The organism is Vibrio mangrovi, assembly GCF_024346955.1.
Lineage (GTDB): Bacteria > Pseudomonadota > Gammaproteobacteria > Enterobacterales > Vibrionaceae > Vibrio > Vibrio mangrovi.
Map to the genome: position 1 here is coordinate 2953897 of NZ_AP024883.1, position 21022 is coordinate 2974918.

12 protein-coding genes are annotated in these 21022 nt (G+C 50.2%); 7 read left to right on the plus strand and 5 right to left on the minus strand.

Annotation, left to right across the window (positions count from 1 at the left end; genetic code table 11):
* Nucleotides 1-25: 25 nt before the first annotated feature.
* From acnB to mrcB, 3 genes are all read right to left on the minus strand, one after another.
* Entirely contained in the window at nucleotides 26-2623 is a 2598-nt protein-coding gene (acnB, locus tag OCU74_RS13040) for a bifunctional aconitate hydratase 2/2-methylisocitrate dehydratase (protein WP_087481327.1), read from the minus strand.
* A 234-nt stretch (nucleotides 2624-2857) separates the two neighbouring features.
* Complete coding sequence (locus OCU74_RS13045) at nucleotides 2858-5143, minus strand: patatin-like phospholipase family protein (protein ID WP_234993588.1); 2286 nt, start codon at nucleotides 5141-5143, stop codon at nucleotides 2858-2860.
* Nucleotides 5144-5175: 32 nt separating this feature from the next.
* Nucleotides 5176-7530: a penicillin-binding protein 1B gene (gene mrcB / locus OCU74_RS13050; RefSeq protein WP_087481432.1), complete on the minus strand. Its 2355-nt coding sequence runs from the start codon at nucleotides 7528-7530 to the stop codon at nucleotides 5176-5178.
* 493 nt (nucleotides 7531-8023) lie between these two features.
* On the opposite strand from mrcB, the gene fes reads away from it, so the two are divergent.
* From fes to dhbA, 7 genes are all read left to right on the plus strand, one after another.
* Nucleotides 8024-9301 (plus strand): enterochelin esterase, encoded by a 1278-nt coding sequence (gene fes, locus OCU74_RS13055; protein ID WP_087481326.1) that lies wholly within the window; start codon nucleotides 8024-8026, stop codon nucleotides 9299-9301.
* Nucleotides 9288-13310 carry a non-ribosomal peptide synthetase gene (locus tag OCU74_RS13060; protein WP_087481325.1) on the plus strand — a complete coding sequence of 1341 codons (4023 nt, stop codon included), beginning with the start codon at nucleotides 9288-9290 and terminating at the stop codon, nucleotides 13308-13310. Before fes ends, OCU74_RS13060 begins: the two co-directional genes overlap by 14 nt.
* A gap of 2 nt (nucleotides 13311-13312) precedes the next feature.
* Nucleotides 13313-14578: an enterobactin transporter EntS gene (entS, locus tag OCU74_RS13065; protein WP_087481324.1), complete on the plus strand. Its 1266-nt coding sequence runs from the start codon at nucleotides 13313-13315 to the stop codon at nucleotides 14576-14578.
* A gap of 105 nt (nucleotides 14579-14683) precedes the next feature.
* Nucleotides 14684-15859: an isochorismate synthase gene (locus OCU74_RS13070; RefSeq protein ID WP_087481323.1), complete on the plus strand. Its 1176-nt coding sequence runs from the start codon at nucleotides 14684-14686 to the stop codon at nucleotides 15857-15859.
* On the plus strand, nucleotides 15856-17505 hold the full coding sequence (locus OCU74_RS13075) for a (2,3-dihydroxybenzoyl)adenylate synthase (RefSeq protein WP_087481322.1): 1650 nt from the start codon (nucleotides 15856-15858) through the stop codon (nucleotides 17503-17505). The genes OCU74_RS13070 and OCU74_RS13075 overlap by 4 nt, the downstream gene beginning before the upstream one ends.
* Complete coding sequence (locus tag OCU74_RS13080) at nucleotides 17502-18410, plus strand: isochorismatase family protein (protein ID WP_087481321.1); 909 nt, start codon at nucleotides 17502-17504, stop codon at nucleotides 18408-18410. The genes OCU74_RS13075 and OCU74_RS13080 overlap by 4 nt, the downstream gene beginning before the upstream one ends.
* A complete protein-coding gene (gene dhbA / locus OCU74_RS13085; protein WP_087481320.1) occupies nucleotides 18407-19165 on the plus strand; it encodes a 2,3-dihydro-2,3-dihydroxybenzoate dehydrogenase in 759 nt (252 codons plus the stop codon). The genes OCU74_RS13080 and dhbA overlap by 4 nt, the downstream gene beginning before the upstream one ends.
* A gap of 38 nt (nucleotides 19166-19203) precedes the next feature.
* Here dhbA and OCU74_RS13090 read toward each other — a convergent pair whose 3' ends face one another.
* Entirely contained in the window at nucleotides 19204-20010 is an 807-nt protein-coding gene (locus OCU74_RS13090) for an ABC transporter ATP-binding protein (RefSeq protein ID WP_087481319.1), read from the minus strand.
* Entirely contained in the window at nucleotides 20010-21014 is a 1005-nt protein-coding gene (locus OCU74_RS13095) for a FecCD family ABC transporter permease (RefSeq protein WP_200807737.1), read from the minus strand. The genes OCU74_RS13090 and OCU74_RS13095 overlap by 1 nt, the downstream gene beginning before the upstream one ends.
* Nucleotides 21015-21022: the final 8 nt, after the last annotated feature.

Consider the following 21022-nt stretch of genomic DNA (forward strand, 5'->3'; position numbering starts at 1 on the left):
ATCTCAGAGAGTTTTAGAGCAGAGATCAGGCTGGTTCCTGAAAGATAACCGTATCGGCTTTCTCAGTATACTGACCCATTTTATGGAAGTTCAGATATCTGTATGTATCAGCAGCTGTCGCATCAAGACGTTCCGCATACTGTAAATATTCTTCCAGAGTCGGAATCCGGCCTAAAATCGCACCAACCGCAGACAGTTCTGCTGAAGCGAGGAATACATTAGCACCAGCTCCGAGACGGTTCGGGAAGTTACGGGTTGAGGTCGACATAACAGTCGCCTTATCCGCAACCCGAGCCTGGTTCCCCATACACAGAGAACATCCGGGAGTTTCGATACGAACTCCGGAACGGCCGAAGATACCGTAGTAACCTTCTTCCACAAGCTGATCGCGATCCATCTTCGTCGGCGGTGCAACCCACAAACGGGTTTCCAGCTGGCCATTGTAGTTTTCCAGCAACTTACCTGCTGCCCGGAAGTGACCGATATTGGTCATACATGAACCGATGAAGACTTCATCAATTTCAGTTCCCTGAACTTCAGACAGCAGACGGGCATCATCAGGATCATTTGGCGCACAAAGAATAGGTTCCTTGATTTCCGCCAGATCGATTTCGATAACATGCGCATATTCTGCATCTTTATCTGCTTCCATCAGTTGTGGCTCGGCCAGCCATGCTTCCATCGACTTAATACGGCGTTCGATCGTCCGGCGGTCGCCATAACCTTCAGAAATCATCCACTTCAGCATGGTGATATTCGACTGAAGATACTCTTCAATAGATGCCTGAGAGAGCTTCACTGTACAACCGGCAGCACTACGTTCTGCCGAAGCATCGGAAAGTTCGAAAGCCTGCTCAACCGTCAGATGCTCAACACCTTCGATTTCCAGAACCCGGCCAGAGAATTCATTGATCTTACCGGCTTTTTCAACCGTCAGCAGACCTTGTTTGATACCGTAGTAAGGAATCGCATGAACCAGGTCACGGAGTGTGATCCCCGGCTGCATTTTTCCTTTGAAACGAACCAGTACAGATTCAGGCATATCCAGTGGCATTACACCGGTTGCAGCGGCAAAAGCTACCAGACCAGAACCTGCCGGGAACGAAATTCCCAGAGGGAAACGGGTATGAGAGTCACCGCCTGTACCCACAGTATCAGGAAGCAACATCCGGTTCAGCCAGGAGTGAATAACACCATCTCCCGGACGTAGTGACACCCCGCCACGGTTCATAATAAAATCAGGCAGAGTATGGTGTGTCTGAACATCTACCGGTTTTGGATAGGCAGAGGTATGACAGAATGACTGCATCACCAAATCAGCCGAGAATCCCAGACAAGCCAAATCTTTCAGCTCATCACGGGTCATCGGTCCGGTTGTATCCTGTGAGCCGACAGTTGTCATCTTCGGTTCGCAGTAAGTTCCCGGTCTGATCCCTTCAACGCCACAGGCCTTACCAACCATTTTCTGTGCCAGCGTGTAACCTTTATTGCTTTCCGCAACCGGAGCCGGACGGCGGAATACTGTTGAAGATTCCAGTCCTAATGCCTGACGTGCTTTATCCGTCAAACCACGGCCGATAATCAGCGGGATACGTCCACCGGCACGGACTTCATCGATCAGTACATCAGTTTTCAGTTTGAACTCAGCCAGCACTTCACCTGTTTCATGGTTACAAACTTTGCCTTCATGAGGATAAACATCAATCACATCGCCCATGTTCAGTTTTGAAACATCAACTTCAATCGGCAGAGCACCCGCATCTTCCATAGTATTAAAGAAGATCGGTGCGATTTTACCGCCCAGAACATATCCGCCTGCTTTTTTATTCGGGACATTCGGAATGTCGTCGCCCATAAACCACAAGACTGAGTTTGTTGCTGATTTCCGGGATGATCCGGTGCCGACAACATCACCGACATAAGCAAGCGGATAGCCTTTGCTCTGTAGGGCTTCAATCTGACGAATCGGACCAATTTTGCCCGGTTCATCCGGTTCAATACCATCCCGTTCATTTTTCAGCATCGCCAGGGCATGAACCGGAATATCAGGACGCGACCATGCATCCGGTGCCGGAGACAAATCATCGGTATTGGTTTCTCCGGTCACTTTAAATACAGTGAGTGTGACCTTATCCGGTAATCCGGGTTTAGACAGAAACCACTCTGCATCAGCCCAGGACTGAAGCACTTGCTGTGCATGGGTATTTCCTGCTTTGGCTTTTTCTTCGACATCATAGAATGCATCAAACATCAGCAGCGTATGGGACAATACCTTCGCTGCCGTTGGTGCCAGAGACTCATCATCCAGGAAAGAAACCAACGGTTCGATATTATAGCCGCCCTGCATCGTTCCCAGCAGTTCAGCCGCTTTCACCCGGTCAACCAGCGGAGAGGTCACTTCTCCTTTAGCGACGGCAGCAAGAAAACCTGCTTTAACATAAGCAGCTTCATCAACACCGGGGGGAATACGATTTTCAAGCAGATCAAGAATGAATGCTTCTTCTCCTTGCGGAGGAGACTTTAGTAACTCTACCAAACCAGAAACTTGTTCAGCATCCAGAGGTTTGGCAACAACCCCTTCTGCTGCACGCTCTTCGACGTGTTTACGATAGGCTTCAAGCACGACTTTTTCCTCTCATTGCGGTTCATTCACTTTATTATAGATGTAGGGAACGAACGTCCTTGGAAACTTGGCACTCCGTTGCCGAGACAAACTCAGATTATCTTAGCCGGGGAGGCCAAACGGTGGATGAAGAATAGCAAACTTACGCATAAATGGGAATGTATACTCTTTGACCCAAGCAACATCTTACAACAAAAATTTTAACAAATGTTTCAAGGTTCCTTAAAAAGAACCCTAAAAAGCATATCCGACCGAGACATAAACAGAATCGTAGTTTTGTTGGGTCCGTCCATAGCCCACCATTACAGGTCCCAGAGGAGAATCAATCCCGGCAAACAGTGAACCGGCATGATACAAAGGTGCGTTCCTCAAATTTACCGACGGATCAGACCAGACACCGCCATATTCCAGCGAAACACCCAGATAAACCGGAGAGGTAAACAGGCCGAAATCATTATCAAACCAGCGATAACGGTAAACTAAACTGGTAAATGCTTTGTTCTGTCCGAGCAGACTATCCCGGGGAATACCAGAAAGATTCAGTAATCCACCGATCGTTTTCGGGCTGATGGGCGCAATCGACTCACTACTTTTGACCTCACCGTATTCAGCATTCCCAATCAGTGTGTGGCGCCCATACTGCGTCGCCCCTTTCAACGTGATCGAATATTCATAGACCGTCGTGTGATAATCATCCTGATCCAGAGCACCAGAAAAAGCGACCTGATCATCTGAAACCAGATAATCGAGATTCAGGAAAAATCCATGATTCGGTAACGTATAACTATCCAGCGTATCCACCCGATATCGGGCAAAAACGCCCCGTCTCTCGAAATCCATGTCACCATAGGAAGGTAACGTCGAATAACTGGCATCTCCATCGCCAAAGCGTAACCCGAACTTAAATTCATCCCATAACCGATACTGATAGCCTAACGCGACTTCACCTTCTGTCACGGTATAAGTTGCCGGCAGGTAATCTTTCGATGCGCCCAGCCCGATATTCTCAAAACCACTTTGCGGCACATTCAGATCATCTTTCCGGTAATTCACTGAGAGTGTTGAGAATACTTTTTGATCCTGCGTTATCGGCGCATAATATTCAGCAAAGATCTTTCGGTTACTTCCCATTTCCATGTCCACCCGGACTTCACTGCCAAGAGAATTCAGACCGGTAAAATTAGTCGAAACACCGACCGAGTAAAGGCTCTGACTGGCAAAATCATCTTCCAGCGCAAAGTGAAAGTTCACATAGTTGGGTCCCCAGGATTTTTCCCGGACACTGACGACCAGAATATCCTGTTTATCCTGTGATTCGATCCGGTAGCGGATTAACTCGAACCGATCCAGAGCATACAATGCTTCGATACGTGCTTCGATTTCCTCTTGACTGACCTGAGCTTCCGCCGGAATAGCCAGTAACTGTTTCAGGACCGAATCACGATAATGAGTCTGATTTTCCAGTTCAATCCGGGCGAAAACCCACTGTTTTTCAGCCTGAAGCTGTGCAGCTTTCTGCCTCTTCTGCGCGACGTAGCGCTGATAGTCCTCTTCCGGCAATGAAAGTGCAGCGAATGCCTGGCGCTGATCCATCACAGCCTGATACCCTTTCTGGTAGGCGTCAGCCATCCGGTCAAATTCTGTCGTCTCCATCTGACCGACATCCGGCTTCAGATAAATATCATGAGGCGTCAGACTATCTGCCTGTCTCTGAGTACTCTGGCGAACAAGATAATTGGACAGTTGATCGGTCACTGTCAGAAAATCAGTAAAATCAGTCTGTTGCTTGTAATCCGTACTGATATCAACCGCAATCACCGTATCAGCACCCATTTTTCTCGCAACATCGACCGGCATATTATCTGTAACACCACCATCGACCAGTAGCTGACCATCGACTTCATAAGGAGGTAAAGCGCCGGGCACAGACATGCTGGCCATCATCGCATCAATCAGTGAACCGCTTTTCAGTTCAACCGGCTTTAAATTAACAATATCGGTTGCTACTGCCCGGTAAGGAATCGGCAGTTGGGCAAAAGAAGGAATCCGTGGCAGATTACCTACAGTTTCCCGTAACAGGCGCAGCATATTCTGGCCCTGAATAACGCCTTTCGGTGCCCGGATTTCAATCCAGCGAATTCCCAGATCGGTATTGAGCTGATAGCGATCTTCAAACTCTTTATCCCGAACCCGACGTAAACTGCGGTCAACCCGATCCCGGTAGCCCTGATTCCAGTCAACCCTCATGACCTCATCATGAAGCTGCTGTGCCGGAATCCCGGTGGCATAAAATCCACCAATATAAGCCCCCATACTGGTTCCGGTAATATAATCAATCGGAACACGTAACTCCTCAAGAGCCTTTAAAACACCGATATGAGCGGCACCTTTCGCGCCGCCACCAGCAAGAACCACAGCAATACGCGGCCGCGATTGCTGAACCTGAGTCCGGCTTTTTGCGACAACATCCGGGGCAATTCCCCACCACAGCAGAATGACCATCATGATCAAGGGTTTCATTGATATTTTTCTTTCTGACATAGAACCAATACTTACCACTCAAAGATCTTTCTGAGCCAGCGTAACGGTTTACCCTGCTCTTCACACTGCTGTTTCCAGTATTTTTTCACATCCCATACCGGTAATTTGAATGAATTTTCACAGTCCAGACTGAGCGTACCATTGCGTTCTTTATCAAACCCAATCATGGTAATTCCCTGCGGCCATGGTAAATGCAAAACCTTCGGTGTCCGTTTTTGCAGATAATCGGCATAGACCCGCAAAGCACCGCTTGCTCCGGTCAGTCCAGTCGGTTTGTTATCATCCCGACCGACCCAGATAGTCGTCACTTCACGCCCATCGACACCGACAAACCAGCTGTCCCGTGAATCATTACTGGTTCCGGTTTTCCCTGCCAGCATCGCCCAGGAAAAACGACCGCTGAGATACCGGCCGGTTCCTTCAATCACACCACGCTTCATTGCATATGTCGTCAGCCATGCAGCCTGTTGTGTCACTGCCTGAGTACTTTTGGGAATCGACTGGTACAGAACATTACCGTCCAGATCAATCACTGAGCGCAGTGCTGACAATTTTGCTTTTCTGCCGGAGTTCGTAATGGTCTGATACATCTGTGCCACCTGAATCGGCGTGAGGGAAAAAGAGCCTAAAAACATAGAAGGCACCGGGCGGATCTCCTGCCCGTCGATGCCTAAAGCAATCAGAGTATCACTGACTTGCGGAATCCCCAGAGACATACCCAACTGGATTGTCGGAATATTAATGGATTTCGCCAAAGCCAGATAAAACGGCACTTCTCCCCGGAACTGATGATCAAAATTCTGCGGAGTCCAGACATCACCACGATCTGATTTCAACGCAATCGGTTTATCTTCAAGCGTAGTTGACAGATTATACTGAGCAGGATCGCTCAGAGCGGTCAGATAAATCGCTGGTTTCACCAGAGAACCGATTTGTCGGCTGGCACTGAGTACCCGGTTGAATCCATCAAACCCGGTCTGAACACCACCGACCATTGCCCTGATTTCACCGCTCTGACGATCCACGGCAATGGCAGCGGCTTCTAACGATTTACCAAGCTGCGGCACTTTCTTATGTACTGCATTTTCCAGCTCAGCCTGAGACACCGGATCAAGTGTGGTAAAAACCCTCAGACCTTTATCTGATTTAAACTGCTCACCCACTTTATCTTTCAGTTCAATCGCCAATTGCTGAAAATAAGCAGGCTGGCGTCTGGCAATATGTGGATTTTTCTGGACATCTAAAGGACGTTCAACCGCCTGAGCATACTGTCTTGCCGTCAGAATATCCTGTTGCAACATCAGCTTCAGCACGAGATCACGCCGCTCTCTGGCCCGTTCCGGATAACGAACCGGATTGTAATATGAAGGCCCTTTCACCATCCCGACCAGCAAAGCCAGTTGATCAATTCTCAGTTCCTGTAATGGCTGGCCGAAATACAAGCGGGATGCCAGTCCGAAGCCATGCACTTCTTCAGCACCATTCTGCCCCAGATAAACTTCATTCAGATAAGCTTCCAGAATCCGGTCTTTACTGAAACGGTGGTCGATGATGAGTGCCATATAGGCTTCCTGCAACTTTCTCACCAGCGTTTTCTGGCTGGACAGAAAAATATTCTTCGCCAGTTGTTGTGTCAGCGTACTGCCGCCCTGAACAGTGCGTCCGGCACGCAGGTTTGCTACCAAAGCCCGCAGAATGGCAAAAGGAGAAACACCATCATGATGGTAGAAATTCCGGTCTTCGGTCGCCAGCAGTGCATCGATCATCACTTCCGGAAACTGTTCCCGGCGCAGAAACAGACGTTGCTCGGTAATATTTTTTTCCAGCATTCCCAGCATTTTGGGTTCCAGACGCAAAAAACCGATGTCCTGATGCTTATCCAGAGACTGAATCCGGGTCAGTGTTTCACCATTAAAATAAAGCATCACATGCCGGTCAGGCTCCGGCCCGTCAGCAAATTCAAAAGGACGGCGGATCAATTCAATTTTTGTCGTAGATGCCGAATACTCTCCGGCATAGCGAGGCGTTGCGACTTTGCGATAATTCAGAATATCCAGCTCATGCCGCAATGCTTCGATACTCATATCATCTCCGGGAGAAAGTGACAGAATCCGTGCATAAACAACCGTCGGCAGATCAAAGAGCTGACCTTCAAATTTCTGGGTAACCAGATTGTTCAGGTAAACCCCATAGACCACAATGACGATGGCTAATGTCAATCCGACCTTCCAGCCGATCCGCCATAATTTCCTGAACCATCCTGATGATTTAGCAGCAGTTTTGGCCTCTTTCTTCTGCGCCTGATTTTTCCCGGATGCTCTCCGATCGGAAGTTCGTTTTTTCTGCTGATTTTTTTGACTACTCATTGAATTAATTATCGCTTCGTTGCTGTCGTCGCTATTGATCGGATGATCGGATACTTCCACAGAAGTCACCTCCGGTCATCTCACTGATATTCTTATACCCGGAAACACTCAAAGGAGCGTCAGGAATAATACCGTAGCCCAATGTTACCTTATGTATTTGTGTATTCGTATCCATAGGTACTGATATTCTTGTGTACTAAGGCCATGGTTTGATGTCAATTTGTACAATTCGGTTTGACACAATATTAACAGCCATAGGACTTTCACTGACATATACCGTCGCTGACAGCCAATTCGTCAGTTGAAAACAAATTCGTCAGTTGAAAACAAGTCCGTCAGTTGAAAACACACTGAGTCATGCATCTTGGAATAACTTGCAGATAAAATGCAAACAAAGATTCCAGATTAGTTAGGAAATGAACATTATTAACCATTGCAAACGATAATTATTATCAATATCATTCAATATTAAATCAGATATGAATGGTGTTTTATGTATTGCAACTGGCTTCATCAGGCTCATATCGGCTCTCCCGAATGGTGGTCGCGACTTGAACAACACGGCTCTCCCTGGATTACACCCGCAGAAGATGGCGGTTACTGGGCCAGTTTTTTCTGGCAAGACCCTCAGGGAAGTGAGCAACTTTCGAAAATTCAACGAGTCTGGCTCAATATCACTGGCGTCACTGATCATCATCAGGGAAAAGATCCGATTTCACTTCAACGTATCCTTCAAACCGATGTCTGGGTCGCAGAAATCAAACTGACACCGCAATGGCGTGGCAGCTATATGTTCATCCCCAGTATGCTGGATGATGACTTTCAGGGAAATGCTGAAGATATGTATACCCTGCGCAGATGGTGGCAAAACACCTTTGTAAACGGCACTGAACCAGCCGCTGACAAGCTGAACCCGGCCCGCCACTGGTTCGGAGGACGGGGACATTGCGTATCACCATTATCAATGCCGGATGCACCACCGCAAACAGCCTGGCAGAGTGTCGATCAGGGGCAGGAATCTTTGTCTCACAGTAGATTGCAAACATATCAATGGCATAGCCAGATATTGGGAAATAGCCGGGATATATGGACGCTCGGACTGGGTCAGCCAACACACACCAGACCGCTTGCAATCATACTGGACGGAAAATTCTGGACCCAACAAATGCCACTGCCGGTTGCGCTCGAATCCCTGACCCAACAACACCGCTTACCGCCTGCCGTTTACCTGTTTATCGATTCTCTGGACAACCAGCAACGTGCACATGAACTGCCTTGTAATATGCAATTCTGGGATGCAGTGGAAAACGAGCTGCTGCCGCAGTTGTCACAATGGGAAGCCTGCTCTTGCGCCGCAGAAACAACGATCATTGCCGGTCAGAGCTTCGGCGGACTATCTGCCGCCTTTGCAATTCTCAATAAACCACATCTTGCAACCAGTGCCATTTGCCAGTCCAGTTCTTTCTGGTGGCCAAACCGCCATCATGATGCATCTGACAGTTTCATGATCAATGCCTTGCAACAACAGCAATTCAGTCACGTTCCCCGGAAGTTTTTTATCGAGGCCGGGATCCGGGAAAAGCTGATCTATCGCGCCAATGAACAGGTTGTCTCCTTACTTAAACAGGCAAACCATCAGGTGATCTATCGTGATGTGGATGGCGGACATGATGCTTTGTGCTGGCGTGGCGGACTGACAGACGGACTACAGGCTATCTGGTCAGGTCACCATTTTCTTGAATCCGGAGCTTTATCTTATGAACAAATTTGATTCATCTTCCCTTGTGCAATATCCGCTGGTTGCCGCTCAGGCAGGGATCTGGATGGCAGACCAGCTCACCACAGAGGCGAATGCCTATGCGGTTGCCCATTATGTAGAAATCAATGATGCACTCAACACTGAGCTTTTCCTGCAAGCGATCGAACATGGCCTCAGTCAGGCCGATACGCTTCATATGATCGTCACAGAAAAGCAAGGAGTTCCCTATCAGAGCTTTGATCCGAAAAAGAACCTGACGCCACCACAATATCTGGATCTGCGCACCCGGCCTTCGCCGGTCAGGGCAGCTCTCAAGATGATGGAAGACGATCTCAGTCAGGATCTCCGCTATCAGCCGGATAAAGACAACTGTTGCCACCTGTTAATCCGGACCGGAGAAACACAGTACTTCTGGTATCAGCGCTATCACCATCTGCTGGTGGACGGCTTTGGTTTTGCCACACTCAGCAAATACATTGCTGAACTTTATACGGCCTTATGTCATGGACAACCTCTTCCGGCACATTCACCATTCACATCCATGGGTGATGTCGTTGCAGAGTATGAAGATTACCAGTGTGGAACCAAAGCAGCCAAAGACCGGCAATTCTGGCAGGATTACCTGCAAGATCTGCCGGAACCGGCCAGTCTGGCCGATCAACAGCTGGAAGTGTCACAACCATCATCTACCATCAATCGTCATCAGCTTCACTATTCCTCCCGGCAACTGACACCGATCTATCAGCTTGCCAGTCAGCACCGGCTGAACCCAAGTGACCTGCTGATTGCACTGGTCGCTTTATGGCTGGGCCGGTTAACTAACCGTTCAGCATTCAGTCTGGGGATGATTTGGATGAGACGGGTCGGTTCCGTAGCACTGAACGCCTGTGGACCGGTGATCAATGTCCTGCCGTTCGCCGTGCGCAGTCAGCCGGAAATGACCGTGATGGAACTGGCGAAATCACTGGCATCTGAGCAGAAATTGATCCGGCGCCACCAGCGCTATGATAGTGAACAAATCTGCCGGGATGCTGGATTCAGTGTCGATACACCATTATTCGGCCCGGTCATCAACTTTAAAATGTTTGACTACCACATCGACATTGCAGGAACAGCAGGAATCACTCACCAACTGGCATCAGGCCCGGTACGCGATATTGAAATTGCACTCTACCTCGATCCGGAGCAGGGTTTCACTCTGGAATTGCTGGTTAACCGTGCCCGGTACAAACACTCAGACATAACAACCCACCTGAACCGGTTCTCGTTACTGTTTGAGGCTTTCTGTCAGTCACCGGAACTGCCTCTGAAAGATTATCCGATCCGGCTTGATTCCGAGCAGAAACTTATCCGTCAGGTGAATAAAACTGAATATGAACTTCCCCCGGAAACACTGAAAACCGCCCTGCAGAATCAGGCCCGCCGCACCCCAAATCAGACAGCTCTGCTCGATGAAAATCATCAGCTCAACTATCATGAAGTACGCACTCAGGTAGAACGCCTTGCCGGAGAACTATACCGGCAAGGTGTACGTCGCGGAGACATTGTTGCGGTTGCACTTCCCCGCTCCGTTCATCTGACAATCGCTCTGATGGCAACGATTGAAATCGGAGCTGCATATCTGCCGCTGGATACGGATTATCCACAACAGCGACTGGCGATGATGCTGGAAGATGCAACACCATCACTCCTGATCACAACTGCTTCCCTACAGGATCAATTCACTACAGCACAACCCTGTTATCTGTTCGAACACTTGCTGGATCAATCCATCCTTCCGGCAACGGAAGCTGAGTTACAGTCTCCCGTCCCTGATGATCCGGCTTATGTCATCTTTACTTCCGGTTCAACAGGACGCCCCAAAGGTGTTGTGATTTCCCATCGTGCCATCATCAACCGGCTTCGCTGGATGCAGTACCAATATCCATTGGATAGCACCGATGTGGTGTTGCAGAAAACACCGTGTAGTTTTGATGTTTCCGTCTGGGAGTTTTTCTGGTCGATGATGGTTGGAGCCCGGCTGGTGATGGCTCCGCCTCAGGCACATAAAGACCCGGCAAAATTACGGGATCTGATCCAGTCTTACCGGATCACAACCTGTCACTTTGTTCCCTCGATGCTGGCTGCGTTTGTCACCGATCTCAACAATCCGGAGCAACGTCAGCAGTGCCGGAGCTTAACTCAGGTTTTCTGTAGCGGGGAAGCCCTGCCGACCGAACTCTGCCGACAATGGCAACATCTGCTGAAGACACCGCTGCACAATCTTTACGGTCCGACCGAGGCAGCCGTCGATGTGAGTTACTACCCGGCGTTTGGGAAGCATCTGGCAGAACTGACTGGCCAGCATGTTCCGATTGGTTTTCCGGTCTGGAATACCCGCTTACATATCTTAGATCAGAGTCTTTCTCCCGTACCGGTTGGTATTGCCGGTGATCTCTACCTTGCCGGAACTCAGTTAGCACAAGGTTATCTCAACCGGGATGATCTGACCCGGGAACGGTTTATCATCCACCCGGTTTCAGGGGAAAGACTATATTTTACCGGTGATGTGGCCCGCTACCGGGCCGATGGCAGTATTGATTATCTGGGACGCAGTGATGATCAGCTCAAACTGCGTGGACAACGAATAGAGCTGGCAGAAATTGATCATGCCATGCGTCTTCTGCCCGGAGTTCAGGATGCTGTCTGTCATGCCTGTGTGCTGAATCAGTCTGCGGTAGTTAACGGTAGCGATGCCCGCCAGCTGGTTGGTTATCTCATCACCGACGGAACCACTGAACCTAATCTGGACACCTTGCGGCAGCAATTGGCGGATACATTACCTGCCCATATGGTTCCGGTTACTTTAGTTACACTGGAACAATTCCCGCTCAGTGCCAATGGAAAACTAAACCGCAAAGCGCTGCCTCTGCCACAAATCATCCATGAAGGCGGGCAACGGCTGCCGGAAACCCCGACGGAACAACAGGTCGCAGCCTGCTTCCGCCAACTGCTCAGTCTGGAAACCGTCACAGCCACAGATGACTTTTTTGTGCTCGGCGGTCACTCGTTGCTGGCAATGCAACTGGTCGCCCGTTTACGTGATGACTATGGACTGCATACAACCATTGGTCAGGTTATGACGGCTTCAACAGTCGAGGCTCTTGCCCGGCAAATTGCCCACACACAAGAATCCCAGCAAACCGTAATTCAAGCCGGGTTTGAGCCCTTACTAATCTTCCGGGACAAACCTCTGGGACCGAAGCTTTTCTGTATTCACCCGGCCTCCGGTTTTGCCTGGCAGTTTAGTCTGCTACAGCGTTACCTCAGCCACCAGTGGTCAATTATCGGTGTTCAGTCTCCGTCATCTGATGGACCTCTGCATCAGGCCCGGGACATGGATGAAATCGGTGCGCAACATTATCAGTTAATTCGCAGGCATCAGCCACACGGTCCCTATTATCTGCTTGGCTACTCACTGGGTGGCACTCTTGCCCACCAGATTGCTGCCCGTTTAGAACGTGAGGAAGAACAGGTTGCCTTTCTCGGATTACTGGACACCTATCCGCCGGAAACCCAAAACTGGGATCGGCAGACAGATGAGCCAAAGCTCGATCCGGAAGTTCTGGCAGAAATCGACCGTGAACGGGCGCTTTTTCTGGCAGCCCAGCAACAAACAGGCAATCACACAGTCAGCGAAGAGCAGCATCGTCTGTTTACTCAGATTGAGGCCAACTACACCGATGCTATCCGGCTGCTGGCGACATCCTATAGCTGGCAGTTCAGCGGGCGGGCCACGATGTTTGTTGCCACCCGGACACTTGCGGAAAATCTGGATGTCAGGCACATCTGGCAACCCTATGTTGCAGAGCTGGATGCTCACCACTTCGATTGCAGTCATGTCGCCATGATGACTCCGGAACAGTTTGAGTCCATTGGTCCTAAACTCAATGAGCTGCTTCATCTCAGCCTTCAGCACGACAGCGCTGCATATGATTCATACCGGCTCAGTGAAATGATGCTTCCCGGAGGCAAAGACTGACCATGAGTACTCGCAAACCTTCTTTTCTGGTGGATACATCACTGCTCACAGAGAACCCGGCTTATCGTCATGTTTTTATTGCGCGTTTCATTTCAATTCTGGCACTGGGCATGCTGATGGTTGCTCTGCCGGTCCAGATAGAACATATGACCCATTCGCCGTTCTACATCGGTTTATCAGTCACGCTGGCAGGATCAGGAATGCTGGCAGGGCTGCTGCTTGGCGGTGTTCTGGCAGACCGGTATGCCCGCAAGCCGTTAATTCTATTTGCCCGGACAACCTGTGGGATCGGCTTTTTACTACTGGCATGGAACAGCACTCTTGAACAGCCGTCTCTGCTCATCATCTATCTGCTCTCCGTCTGGGATGGCTTTTTCGGCGCAATCGGTGTTACTGCATTACTGGCGGCGACCCCATCGATTGTCGGCCGGGATAAGCTGATGCAGGCTGGAGCGCTGACCATGCTGACTGTCCGTTTTGGTTCGATTCTCTCTCCGGTGATCGCCGGATTGATCATCGCCCGGTGGGATGTGACCGGCAACTATCTGCTGGCTGCATCAGGAACCGGAATCACGCTCCTTCCCCTGCTCAGGCTTCCCCGTCTGGAAGCATCTGCCGTACCGCAAGATCAAGCCCGGAAAGCTCATCCATGGAACGAAATGAGTAAAGGGATAAAGTTTGTCTTACATCAGCCGTTGATTCGCTCGATTACTTTAATCGGAGCACTGGTCACCATGATGAATGCGGTGCGGATATTGTATCCGGCTTTAGCGCAACACTGGCAACTCAGTGAATCACAACTAGGCCTCATGTATGCAGCCCTGCCTCTCGGTTCTGCTCTGGGAGCACTGACCTGCGGTCGTCTTATCCACGTATCCAGACCCGGACAGCTGTTGCTGTTAAGTGCTGTTATTACCTTTGCTGCAATCGCCGTGTTCAGTCTGATGTCCAATGTATGGCTGGCTTTACTGACACTGGTTGTTGCCGGTTATTGCAGTGGTCTCAATGCGCTGGTCCAGTACCCGTTACTACAGGCATGCACACCGGATCATCTGCTGGGACGAATGAATAGTCTGTGGACGGCACAAAACGTACTGGCTGATGCCCTCGGTGCAGTGGCTCTGGGAAGTCTGGGATCTTCCCTGAGCCCGGAACAGGGAGCAAGCGGATTTGGTATTATCATCTGCATCATTGGCCTGTTTATGTGGCTGAATTTTTCTCATATACGCCACTATCAGACAACATCACCGGTACATCCACCAACATAATTCATCAGCATGCCCTACCGATTTCCATTTTGTGAAGAGCTTTACCTTCACTTAAATATTGAATGATTTTAGTTATCGTTTTTATTTGTATTTTGGAGTTACGATATGACTCAACTTATTGCCCAACCAGATATTATTGATCAGTTTAATCCGGCAGATGACTTTGTTTTCCTCTCAGATCACCAAAGTCTGATCGCCCGGGGAAATCTGTTCCGTATCAGCACACCAGTCAGTGATGGATGCGACCCGACAGGGCATTTCCAGACAGAACTGAAGCGTGCTTTCACACATGCTCAATCGGCGGGAATCAAACATCCGATTATCGTCGGTGCGATTCCATTTGATACACGTCTTCCAAGTGCACTTTATGTACCGCAACAGGTCGACTGGTTATCACGTCAGCAGATCCGGATAAAACCTTCTTCTTCACCTCTTTCCGGACAGGCAACGCAGTATCCCGATAAAAATACATTTGAACAAATGGTCCGTGACGCGCTTACAGCCATGCAAACCAGGCAGGCTGATAAGATCGTTTTATCCCGTCTGATTCATGTGGACTGTCATACGACTCCGGACCGACAGTCACTATTTGCCAGCCTTAATGAGCAAAATCCATCAGGCTACAACTTTCATGTTCCTCTGCCGGATGGCGATTCCCTGATCGGTGCCAGTCCGGAACTGCTAGTCCGTAAACACGGTTCGGAATTTACGTCGATGCCACTCGCAGGCTCCGCCAAACGTGCCGCCGATAGTCTGGCTGATGAACAGATTGGCCGACAATTGATGTCATCAGAGAAAAACCGCCATGAACATCAACTCGTTATCGATGACATCCGTCGCTGTCTGGCTCCGCTCAGTCATGATCTCGATATTCCATCCACACCGGTTCTGAGCCAGACGCCGATACTGTGGCATCTGGCGACCCGGATACACGGTATTGCGCCTCCGGAGAGTAATGCACTGACCCTTGCCAGTGCATTACATCCCACGCCAGCACTGTGTGGTGTTCCGCAAGAGAATGCCAGACAACTGATCGAAGCAATTGAACCATTTGAACGGCAGTTATTCGGCGGCATTGTCGGATGGGCCGATGAAGAAGGGAATGGTGAATGGGTTATTGCGATTCGCTGCGGACGTGTCAGTCAGCAACAGATATCCCTGTTTGCCGGAGCAGGTATCGTCCCTGATTCCGACCCCGAACAAGAGTGGTATGAAACAGGCACCAAACTATCAACGATGCTCAATGTTCTGGGCTTAACCGGGGAAGGAGCAAAACAGTGACTATTCCTTTTACTCACTGGCCGGAAGAACTGGCCGCAGAATACCGCCAACAAGGATACTGGCTTGATCGTCACATCCATCAAATGATCACCGAACGCCGCCACGAAGAAACACCGGCAGTGATTAGCGATGAACAGCAGTTAAGTTACCGGCAACTGGCGGAAAAGTCAGACCGTCTGGCCGCGGTTCTGCAATCTTCGGGATATGGCCGGGGAGACACAGCACTGGTTCAGCTCGGAAATGTTGCCGAGTTTTACATCTGTTTTTTCGCACTGCTGAAAGCTGGCATTGCTCCTCTTAACGCTCTGTTCAGCCATCAGCGTAGCGAGCTGCTCGCTTACGCAGCTCAGATCAAACCACGAATTCTGATTGCCGATGTCAGTCATCCGCTGTTTGCCGGGAAACAATTCATCACAGAGCTCAGAGAGAATGTACCACAGTTGAAAACAGTCTTGCTGCGCGGCACGGATGATCCGATACAAAACCTGTCAGCACAGATAGAATTACCACTACCAGCGAGCTTTCAGCCAACCCCGACAGCCCCCGGTGACGTCGCCTTTTTCCAGCTTTCCGGAGGAAGCACCGGCACACCGAAGCTGATTCCCCGTACCCATAACGATTATGAATATAGTGTACGCCGAAGCGTTGAAATCTGTGAATTCACATCGCAGACCCGCTATCTATGCGCCTTACCTGCTGCACATAATTACCCGTTAAGTTCTCCGGGCGCACTTGGCGTATTTATCGCCGGTGGCAGTGTCTGTCTGGCTCCGGATCCCAGCCCCACCAGCTGCTTTGATCGTATCGGGCAACATCAGATCAATACGGTGGCGCTGGTTCCTCCGGCACTGAATGTCTGGTTACAGACACTGCACGATTATCCGGTACTCAAAGACAAACTGACCTCACTGTCCCTGTTACAGGTCGGCGGTGCCAAACTCAGTGAAAGCATTGCCCGCCGAGTCCCATCCGAACTTGGGTGCCAGTTGCAACAAGTCTTCGGTATGGCAGAAGGTCTGGTCAATTACACCCGCCTGAATGACCCGGCAGAAACCATTTTTACCACTCAGGGCAGACCAATGTCTGAAGGCGATGAACTCTGGGTAGCCGATGATTCTGGTCAGCAGCTACCGGCAGGACAAGTCGGCCGCCTGATGACGCGTGGCCCATATACTTTCCGGGGTTATTACAACTCGCAGGAACATAACATGACCAGCTTTGATTCTCAGGGATTTTACTGCTCGGGCGATCTCGTCAGTCTGGATGAACAGGGCAATGTTACCGTTCATGGCCGGGAAAAAGACCAAATCAACCGCGGCGGGGAAAAAATTGCAGCCGAAGAAGTTGAAAACCTGCTTCTGACGCATCCTGACATTATTCATGCAGCTCTGGTCTCATTTGATGACGACCATCTGGGAGAGAAAAGCTGTGCCTATCTGGTTACACAGACGCCACTTAAAGCAGTCGCAGTCCGGCGACATCTGCGTCAGCAGGGAATTGCCGACTATAAACTGCCGGACACGATCCATCAGGTCGACTCACTTCCACTAACCGCTGTCGGCAAAGTAGACAAACGTGCTTTACGCCAGCAACTCAGCCAAACGCAAACATTATCCACTCAACCGCAATCAGGGAGGCTCATATGACTATCGCCCGTTTAACCGATTACTCGCTACCGCAACTCAGTGAATTACCACTGGGAAAAGTCGACTGGAAACTGGATAACTCCCGGGCGGCGTTGCTGATCCACGACATGCAAGACTATTTTGTCAACTTCTGGCCACAAGACAGCCAGTTGATTACTCAGGTCATCCATAACCTTGTAACCATCAGAACTTACTGTAGAGCCAATGGCATCCCGGTGTTCTATACCGCTCAGCCCGCCCGGCAGCATGATGAAGAACGAGGCTTGCTTAATGATATGTGGGGACAAGGGTTGCCCAAAGCACCGGAGCAGAAAAACATTGTTGCCGCACTAACACCAGAGCATGACGATGTCGTCCTGACCAAATGGCGTTACAGCGCTTTTTTCCGTTCAGATCTGGCAGAACAGATGGCAGACCTGGGGCGTGATCAGCTCATCATTGGCGGCGTCTATGCCCATATCGGTTGCCTGACAACAGCCAATGAAGCATTTATGCGTAATATTCAGCCTTTCATGGTCAGCGATGCGCTGGCTGACTTCAGCCGTGATGAACATCTGATGGCGCTACATTACACACTGGGACGTTGCGGCCGGGTCGTTGATACTCAGGAAGTCGTCACAGCCATCACTACAGCGGAAGCTCAATCTGAAGGTTTACCTGCAAGTTTCGCAGCATTGCGCCATGAAATCTTACCGTTACTGGATGATGAAGACGCCGATGAAATCGAAAACGATGACAATCTGATCGACTACGGACTCGACTCCATTCATATCATGAACCTTGCCAGCCGCTGGAATCCACTGGCACCGCAAATCAACTTTATGGAACTGGCGAAAACACCGACATTGCATCATTGGTGGCAGCTGATGCAAAAGCAAGTAACCACAACCGGGGAAGCCGCATGAGTCAGGAACAGGAATTCACCGGTCAGAATGTCTGGGTGACCGGAGCCGGTCAGGGAATCGGAGCCGCTGTTGCTAAAGCATTTTCCTGTGCCGGTGCTACGGTCTTTGGTCTGGATAAAACCTTTGCAGCCGATGATTATCCTTACCGCTGCATCACTGTCGATCTGGCACAGAGCCACGAAGTCACCGACTGCTGTCACACTCTGCTCGAAAACTGTTCTGGACTGGATGTACTCGTCAACTGCGCAGGTATCTTACGCATGGGAGCAACAGATGAGTTGAGCCATAAGGACTGGCAGGACACGTTTGCCGTTAATGTCGGTGCTGCTTTCCATCTGTTTCAGCAGGCTATACCGGTATTTAAACAACAGCACTCGGGTGCCATTGTGACAATTGCTTCGAATGCAGCTCAGACGCCACGTATCGGTATGTCCGCCTACGGCGCTTCCAAAGCAGCACTGCGCAGTCTGACCATGACTGTCGGACTGGAACTGGCGGAATACGGCGTACGGGCTAACCTTGTCTCTCCGGGATCAACCGACACCCAGATGCAGCGTTCACTCTGGAACACTGCTGATGCGGAGCAGCAAACGATTCAGGGATTTCCACAGCAATACAAGCTGGGTATTCCACTCCGGAAAATTGCGACTCCGGCAGAAATCGCTCAAAGCGTCCTGTTTCTGGCCTCAAAACGGGCCAGCCATATTACTATGCAGGATCTGGTCATTGATGGCGGTGCGACATTAGGCCGTTAAATCCGGATCTGAGCCAGCTCTTTTATTCCTGAGCTGGTTCAGATCAATACTGGCGGTTGGTGCTTTCCCACCGGAACAATCATTGGAGTTCCGACAACCGGATCCGGATGAATCACACATTCCAAACCATAAACCTCATCTATCATGGTTTCAGTGATAATCTCCTGTGGGCTCCCCTGAGCCACAATCCGGCCATCACGCATGGCGACAATATGGCTGGCATAACGACAGGCCTGATTGAGATCATGCAACACAGCAACCAGTGTTCTTCCTTTACGGTGCAGTTGCCCGAGCAGTTCCATCAACTCGATCTGATGACGAATATCCAGCCATGTCGTCGGTTCATCCAGCATCAGAATATCTGTCTGCTGTGCCAGCACCATCGCAATCCATGCCCGTTGACGCTGGCCGCCGGATAGCTCATCAACGACCTGTCCGGCAAGTTCAGTTACACCGGTCGCCTGCATTGCTTCAGCCACAGCCAGTTCATCTTCAGATGTCCAGCGGGCAAGGAATCCCTGATGCGGATAGCGCCCACGGGCGACCAACTCCCTGACCCGGATATCTTCAGGCGTCCGGGATGTTTGCGGCAACACACCAATTGTCCGGGCAATCTGGCGGGTCGGCAGTTCAGAAATCATCCGTCCATCAAGCAGAACTTCTCCCTGCAAAGGTGGAGTGAGACGCGCCAGCGTCTTCATCAGGGTCGACTTACCACAACCATTCGGGCCGATGATCGCGGTGAATTCATGATCAGGAATGACAATCGATAAAGACTGAGCCACCACATGTTTGTCATAGCCAAGAGTAAGATTTCTCCCCTGTAACCGTCCGGTTCTGCTCATCAGCGCCTTGCCTCCTTCATCAAAATCATCAACAAATACAATCCACCGATACTGACCACAACAACCCCGATAGGCAGGCGGTAAGGGGAGAAAGCAAACTGGGCAATCAGATCACAGCCCAGTAATAACACAGCTCCCGTTAGTGCGCTGGTGCGGAGATGACATCGCTCCGTATTCAGCAGTTTTCTTGCCAGTTGCGGTGCCATCAGAGCAACAAATGAAATGGGGCCGGCAATCACAGTTACAACAGCGGTTAAACCGACCCCGACGGATAGTAAAGCACATCGGGTAAACTCAACCGACACTCCCAATCCACTGGCACTATGATCGCCCATTTCCAGAATACTCATTGCCTGACGCAACGGCAGTAATGCCAGCATCAACACGATGATGATCGGAAGTGCAATATAAACCTGTTCCCAGTTCAGGCCATTCAGCGAACCGGCACTCCACAGGCTGGCACTCATGGCATTTTCCAGTGAAGACTGCAATATGAACCACGTATTCAAAGCCATTAGCATCGCGCGTAAGCCAATGCCGATGATTAACAGCCTGAAGGTTGCCATACCACCCTGCCAGGCCAGCAGGTAAACCATTAACGCTGTGATTCCACTGCCCAGCATTGCTGCTCCCATCAGTCCGAGAGGAACAGCAACACCAAACGAGATCATCAACAACACACCGGTGTAGGCTCCGGTATTCAGACCGATAATATCAGGGCTTGCCAGCGGGTTACGTAATACTGACTGGAACACGGCCCCACTGACACCCAGAGCGGCTCCGAGCAGTAAAGCCAGTAGCAGATGAGGAACACGCCACTGCCCGATAATCTGTCCCCAGAATGCCGGCGTCTCTCCCCGAATAAAATCAAACCAGCCTGAAACAGTCATAAGCGGCTCACCCAGACTCAGACTCAGCCCACAAAGAAGCAAAACCAGAATGCTCAGAGAAGTCAGCATCAAGGAAACCCGGGACATTTCTGACCGGCATCTTGAAGAAGACATATAAAACA

Excerpts from the sequence above, each read along its gene's own strand:
- OCU74_RS13090 (WP_087481319.1), bottom strand. The coding sequence starts at position 20,010 with ATGAGCAGAACCGGACGGTTACAGGGGAGAAATCTTACTCTTGGCTAT.
- OCU74_RS13045 (WP_234993588.1), bottom strand. The coding sequence starts at position 5,143 with ATGAAACCCTTGATCATGATGGTCATTCTGCTGTGGTGGGGAATTGCC.
- OCU74_RS13070 (WP_087481323.1), top strand. The coding sequence starts at position 14,684 with ATGACTCAACTTATTGCCCAACCAGATATTATTGATCAGTTTAATCCG.
- dhbA (WP_087481320.1), top strand. The coding sequence starts at position 18,407 with ATGAGTCAGGAACAGGAATTCACCGGTCAGAATGTCTGGGTGACCGGA.
- OCU74_RS13095 (WP_200807737.1), bottom strand. The coding sequence starts at position 21,014 with ATGTCTTCTTCAAGATGCCGGTCAGAAATGTCCCGGGTTTCCTTGATG.
- fes (WP_087481326.1), top strand. The coding sequence starts at position 8,024 with ATGTATTGCAACTGGCTTCATCAGGCTCATATCGGCTCTCCCGAATGG.
- OCU74_RS13080 (WP_087481321.1), top strand. The coding sequence starts at position 17,502 with ATGACTATCGCCCGTTTAACCGATTACTCGCTACCGCAACTCAGTGAA.
- entS (WP_087481324.1), top strand. The coding sequence starts at position 13,313 with ATGAGTACTCGCAAACCTTCTTTTCTGGTGGATACATCACTGCTCACA.
- mrcB (WP_087481432.1), bottom strand. The coding sequence starts at position 7,530 with ATGAGTAGTCAAAAAAATCAGCAGAAAAAACGAACTTCCGATCGGAGA.
- OCU74_RS13060 (WP_087481325.1), top strand. The coding sequence starts at position 9,288 with ATGAACAAATTTGATTCATCTTCCCTTGTGCAATATCCGCTGGTTGCC.